General features: G+C 64.1%; 4 protein-coding genes and 2 pseudogenes (1 of these 6 cut by a window edge). 5 read left to right on the forward strand and 1 reads right to left on the reverse strand.

The genetic code is table 11. The annotated features are described in order from the left end of the window. The 3 genes and pseudogenes from B384_RS0108410 to B384_RS18330 all read left to right on the forward strand — a co-directional run. Positions 1-155, forward strand: a pseudogene (locus B384_RS0108410) (TrmH family RNA methyltransferase) (it extends 649 nt beyond the left edge of the window). Positions 156-295: 140 nt separating this feature from the next. Further along, positions 296-550, forward strand: coding sequence for a type B 50S ribosomal protein L31 (locus tag B384_RS0108415; RefSeq protein WP_019482674.1), 255 nt, complete (start codon positions 296-298; stop codon positions 548-550). Between the two features lie 101 nt (positions 551-651). Beyond that, positions 652-1,730, forward strand: a pseudogene (locus tag B384_RS18330) (lipoate--protein ligase family protein). Here the strand turns inward: B384_RS18330 and pepN are convergent. Further along, the gene (gene pepN, locus B384_RS0108425; protein WP_019482676.1) at positions 1,727-4,345 is read right to left on the reverse strand and encodes an aminopeptidase N; all 2,619 of its coding nucleotides are present in this window, start codon (positions 4,343-4,345) and stop codon (positions 1,727-1,729) included. The pseudogene B384_RS18330 and the gene pepN overlap by 4 nt on opposite strands. A gap of 153 nt (positions 4,346-4,498) precedes the next feature. Between pepN and B384_RS18335 the strand changes: the two genes are divergently transcribed. Both B384_RS18335 and B384_RS0108435 read left to right on the forward strand, forming a co-directional pair. After that, on the forward strand, positions 4,499-4,810 hold the full coding sequence (locus tag B384_RS18335; RefSeq protein WP_019482677.1) for a hypothetical protein: 312 nt from the start codon (positions 4,499-4,501) through the stop codon (positions 4,808-4,810). 48 nt (positions 4,811-4,858) lie between these two features. Next, positions 4,859-5,936, forward strand: a 1,078-nt coding sequence (locus B384_RS0108435; protein WP_019482678.1) for a circularly permuted type 2 ATP-grasp protein, incomplete at its 3' end; no start/stop codon positions are given.

Below are 5,936 nucleotides of genomic sequence, written 5' to 3' on the forward strand. Positions count from 1 at the left end.
GGCTCGCCCTGGTGCTTGGCACTGAGGGGGAGGGCCTGACCCGGGCGACTCTGGAACAGGCCGACCACAGCGTGAGCATCCCGATGCGAGCCGGCGTCGATTCGCTCAATGTCGCAGCGGCAAGCGCGGTCGCTTTCTGGGAATGCCGGCGCTAGCTGCCGTGCCACACCCACCGGTGGCAAGATGGCTGGGACCGCCTCGGGTGCGGTAGAGTGGGTAGCTGGTCTTAGGGCCAACCAACTTTTCCAACCCCCTTGTGCCTGGCCAAATCCAGGCAACTAACGAAGGTAACACTGTGAAGTCTGATATCCACCCCAAGTATTCAACGGTTGTTTTCCGCGACCTCGCGTCCGAGAAGTCATTCCTGACCCGGTCCACCGTGACCTCCAAGAAGACTGTTGAGTGGGAGGACGGCAACACCTACCCACTGGTCGAGGTCGAAATTTCCTCCGAGTCGCACCCTTTCTACACCGGCAAGCAGCGGATCATGGACTCCGCCGGCCGCGTCGAGCGCTTCAACGCCCGCTTCAAGGGCTTCGGCAAGAAGTAATGCCGAGAGCAGACTAGTCTGCCTGATGGGTCCGGACCGCTTAGGCGGTCCGGACCCATTTCTTGTTCACCACCGTTTACCAGTCTCCAAGGAGCACCCCGATGACCAGTCAAATCCCCTCAGGACCTGTCCACGGCGAGTTCAAGGTGCTTGGTGGGAAGCTGGTCGTCGCCGATTTCGAAGTCGCCAACGGTGTCCTGACCGGAGTATCCATCAACGGCGACTTCTTCCTCGAACCTGACGAAGCGCTCGACGACATCAACCGGTCGCTGGAGGGCCTGCCAGCTCACGCCTCGCACGGGGAGTTGACTGCCGCCGTCGTGCAGGGGCTGGACCCCACGGCGGAACTGTTCGGCTTCTCTCCGGAGGCGGTGGCGACCGCCGTCCGGCGCGCCCTGGGCCTGGCAACCGGGTGGGCCGACCACCAGTGGGACGTTATTGGGCCCACACCGCTCTCCACCGAGATGCACGTCGCGATGGACGAGGTACTGACCCGGGACGTTGGCGACGGTCGCCGTAACCCCACCCTCAGGTTCTGGGAATGGGAATCGCCCTCGGTGGTGATTGGCAGCTTCCAGTCGATGCGCAACGAGGTCAACCCTGAGGGGGTGCTGCGGCATGGCGTGAGCGTGGTCCGCCGGATCAGCGGCGGGGGAGCCATGTTCATGGAACACGGCAACGCCATCACCTACTCGCTGTACCTGCCGCAGACGCTGGTGGACTCGTTGAGCTTCGCAGAGTCGTACCCGTTCCTCGACGCCTGGGTGATGGACGCGCTTCGCACCCTCGGGATCGAAGCCTGGTACCAGCCGCTCAATGACATTGCGACCGACGTCGGAAAAATTGGCGGCGCCGCACAAAAGCGGCTGAGCAACGGCGGCATGCTGCACCACGTCACCATGTCCTACGACATCGACGCCGACAAGATGCTCGAGGTGTTGCGCATCGGCAAGGAAAAGCTGTCCGACAAGGGTACCCGGAGCGCGAAGAAGCGGGTCGACCCGCTNTCCGCCGTCAGACCGGCCGGTCCCGGGAAGACATCATCAAGGTCATGATCGACACGTTCCGGGCGAAGTACGGCGCGCAGGACTCAACGTTCACCGATGATGAGGTGGCACGTGCAGAGCGTCTGGTGGAGGACAAGTTCGGCACCCGCGACTGGCTGAACCGGGTCACCTAGGAGCCGGCCCCAACTAGGCGACCATTTCCCTGGGCGTGTAACGATCGCAACAGGTGATCGCGTTCCTCCAGGACAATCCGGCGCAACGCCGCGGGCGACGACTGGTAAGTTGTCAGCCAGTTATCGGCTGCGAGCACCACCCGGTGCTCTTCGGCTGCTTCGCCCGGAGTGAGGTCCTGCGAGCCGGGGAACAGTCCGCGGACAATGCGACTGGCCATCTCGATTCCCATTGTGTCCCACACGCGGCCGATTTCGGCGAAATAGCGGTCCACGTACGGGGCCCGCAGTTCGGCGGCGCCCTCGGCGAAACCGGCGATGGTCGCTGACAGCAGCTCGTTGGATAGCCTGGTGCCGAAGACTGCTTCCTGCCAGGCCTTCTCCTTGATGGCAGCGTCCGGTACCGAGGTGGAGGCCCTGGTGAATCCTGCTTTACCGGCCGCCGTGCGGTCCCGGTCAAGCTCCGCTTCCAGCTCAGCACCCGATGCCTGCCCCTGGGCGGCCAGCGCCTGCCAGAGGAGCCAGCGCAGCTCGGGGTCCACAGCCAGCCCGGTCACACTCTGCTTCCCACCGAGCAGTTCCCTGAACCACCCTGAGTGGGTGTTGCTGTGCAGGCCCAGAGCGGCTGCGGCCCGGGCCCAGACCAGCTGCAGGTCGGAGGCTGGCTCGGCCGCGTGCAGACCCTCCACCACAAACGAGAACAACCGTTCCCGCAGGACCTCACGCTCGTCAGCCGGAGAGTAGTGTTCGACGGCGTGGTGCGCGTTCCGCAACATGACCTGCAGCGCTCCGACCCCGGACTCGCCGGGCGCAGCGAGCTGCACCGCACCCACGTAGGCGGCCGCTGAGAGCGCCGCATCCCGGGTATTCGACCACAGCGCCGCCTGACAGACAGCGCGCGCCAGCGGCTCCTCAAGGCAGCCAACGCTACCCAGCAGGGTCGCCAGCGACCGTTCATCAAAGCTGATCTTCGCGTAGGTCAGATCATCATCGTTGATCAGCAGCAAATCGGGCTGGACGACACCCACCAGCTCTGGGACATCCGTTGCGGCGCCGTCAATACGCACATCGACGGCGCCGGTCCGTACCAGTGCTCCGGCGGCGAAACTGTACAGTCCGAGGCGCAGCTGGTGCGGGCGGAGCGCTGCCGCGCCAGTGACCGGGTCGGTGGCCTCCTGGTGGATGACCACTGCACGGTAGGCGCCGTCGTCGTCGACCTCGACCTCGGCGCTGAGCAACGGCACACCCGACGTCTGGAGCCACTGCTGCGCCCAGGCGGTCATGTCCTGGCCGGTGGCGTCCGATAATGCTGAGAGGAGGTCCGTCAACCGGGTATTACCGAACGCGTGGGTTCTGAAATAGGCGCGGGCCGCCTCGAAGAATGCTTCGCTGCCGGCATAGGCCACCAACTGTTTCAGCACCGAGGCGCCCTTCGCGTAGGTGATCCCGTCGAAGTTTTGTTTGGCCGCTTCAAGATCCACAATGTCAGCGGTGATGGGGTGGGTGGAGGGCAGCTGGTCCTGAAGGTAGGCCCAGGCCTTGCGGCGGTTGGCGAAACTCACCCACGATGTGGCGGAACCGGTGGCTTCGGCGACGGCGAGGGCGCCCATGTAGTCGGCAAAGGATTCCTTCAACCACAGATCGTCCCACCAGAACATGGTCACCAGGTCGCCGAACCACATATGGGCCATCTCATGGAGAATGGTGTTGGCGCGCGCCTCATACTGGTCGTGGGTCGCCTTGGAGCGGAAAATGTAGGCCTCGGTGAAGGTGACCAACCCGGGGTTTTCCATGGCCCCGAGGTTGTATTCGGGCACGAACGCCTGCTCGTACTTGCCGAATGGGTAAGGATATTCGAACCGTGAATGGAAGTACTCGAGTCCCCGCTTGGTGACATCGAAGATGGTGTCCGTGTCGAATGCCTCGGCCAGGGACGCCCTGCAGTAAAGCCCCAACGGGATTTCAAGCGTGGACCCGTCGGACATGGTGCCCGACCAGTGGTCGGTGGCAGCGAAGTACGGCCCGGCCAGGATGGTGGTGATGTAGGTCGAAATCCGTTCCGTGGGCGCGAACTGCCACACCCGGCTGCCCTCTCCGCCATCCTCACGGGTCGCTTCGGCTCCATTGGAGGCCACGAGCCAGTCTGCAGGTGCGCTCACTGAGAAGGTGAAGGCGGCTTTCAGATCGGGTTGCTCAAAGTTGGCGAATACCCGGCGTGCATCGGCAGGTTCGTACTGCGTGTAGAGGTACGTTTGCCCATCCGCCGGGTCGGTGAAGCGGTGCATGCCCTCGCCGCTGCGGCTGTACAGGGCGGTGCCGGTAATGGTCACTACATTGTCGGCAGCCAGATCCGGAAGGGTGATCCGGGCGCCGTCGACGACGACGGCGGGGTCCAGGTCCGTGCCGTTGAGGGTAACGCGGTGCACCTCATCGGCGATGAAGTCCATGAAGGTTTCGCTGCCCGGCGCGTCGCAGCTGAAGGTGACGGTCGAGCGGGAGAGGAACCCGGCGACCTCAGGATCAGCGGCCTCCCTCAGGTCGAGGTGAACCTCGTAACTGGCGATGGTCAGGAGACTGGACCGGAGGGCTGCTTCGTCGCGGCGGAGATTTTCGTTCATCACCCGGTCATTCAATCACGGCCGCCGGGTCTTGCCTCAGTCGGCGAACAGCGCCTCGACCGGCGCCGTCGCGACCGTTCAAAGACGTCACCCTTCGGGAGGCCGGGGCGCGCTGGTCGGCGCCCGGCCGAGTGCGCGAGAACTGGGCGGCCCGTGAGCACGCTCGGCCAGCCCCATTCCGAGTCCGAATCCGAAGGCTACGACAGGTCGGTCTTCGTTGACGGCATTCCCTCCTATGCCGCCGTCAGTGAGGCGCCAGCGGATCGGGTGAGCATGATCCGGGATTTCCCCGTAACAATCACGCCGGAAGACCTGACCGTACCGTGGTCCACTCCATGGGCGCCCGAGCGCCCTCAACGCACTCTTTCCTGCCTCCACACCATCCTCGAAGAGGAATGGCAGCACCTCCGCTATGCGGCGCGGGACCTCGACCTTCTGGACCTGCGCGTCACGCCGCCGACGTGACCAATTGCACAATATGTAATACAGGAAATTCGTGGCAATGTTGAGCCCATGTCCGACCTCTTCGAAGATTATGCAGCAGCAGCCAGCCGTACCCCCGCGTTCGATGAAATGTTCGCGCCCGGCCAGTTGGCTCGCAACGAATACAGTCAGGTGGCCGCAGCCCTCAGCGAACTGAACCTCGCCGACGTCACGGCCCGCGCCGATTCCATGGCCCGTACTTTCCTTGACCGCGGTGTCACGTTCGACTACGCGGGGGAGGAACGGCCCTTCCCGTTGGACATTGTGCCGCGGGTTATCTCAGGCAATGATTGGCAGGTTCTGGAACAGGGTGTCAGCCAGCGGGTCCGCGCACTCGAGGCGTTCCTCAACGACGTCTACGACAAAATGTCGGTGGTCGCCGACGGCGTCATTCCGCGCCGCCTGATCACCTCAAGCGCCCACTTCCATCGGCAGGTATGGGGCTTCGACCCCGCAGGTGGCGTTCGGGTCCACATCTCGGGGATCGACGTCGTCCGCGACCAGAAAGGTATCTTCCGGGTTCTCGAAGACAACGTCCGCGTCCCCAGCGGCGTGAGCTACGTCCTGGAGAACCGACGCGCCATGGCCAAGGGGCTGCCGGAGGCATTCGGGCAACAGCACATCCGGCCGGTCGAAGAGTACCCCCGTCGTCTTCTTGCGGCGCTGCGGAAGACGGCGCCGTCGTCGGCTGAAGACCCGACAGTGGTGGTCCTCACTCCCGGTGTCTTCAACTCCGCCTACTTCGAACACACCCTGCTGGCGGGACTGATGGGTGTGGAACTGGTGGAGGGCCGGGACCTGATCTGCCGTGGCAACCGCGTCTACATGCGCACCACCGCCGGCGAGCAACGCGTCGACGTCATCTACAAGCGGATTGACGACGAGTTCCTTGATCCGTTGCAGTTCCGTTCCGATTCGATGCTCGGCTGCCCCGGCCTGGTCAACGCCGCGCGCGCCGGCACCGTGACGATCGCCAATGCCCTGGGTAACGGGGTGGCCGACGACAAGCTCGTCTACACCTACGTCCCCGACCTGATCAGGTACTACCTCAGCGAAGAGCCAATCATCGCCAACGTCGACACGTACCGGCTGGAGGATCCAGCGGCCC

The organism is Arthrobacter sp. TB 23, from assembly GCF_000294595.1.
Lineage (GTDB): Bacteria > Actinomycetota > Actinomycetes > Actinomycetales > Micrococcaceae > Arthrobacter_D.

Bases quoted from the DNA above. Each gene is read 5' to 3' on its own strand.
- pepN (WP_019482676.1), bottom strand. From the start codon at position 4,345: ATGAACGAAAATCTCCGCCGCGACGAAGCAGCCCTCCGGTCCAGTCTC.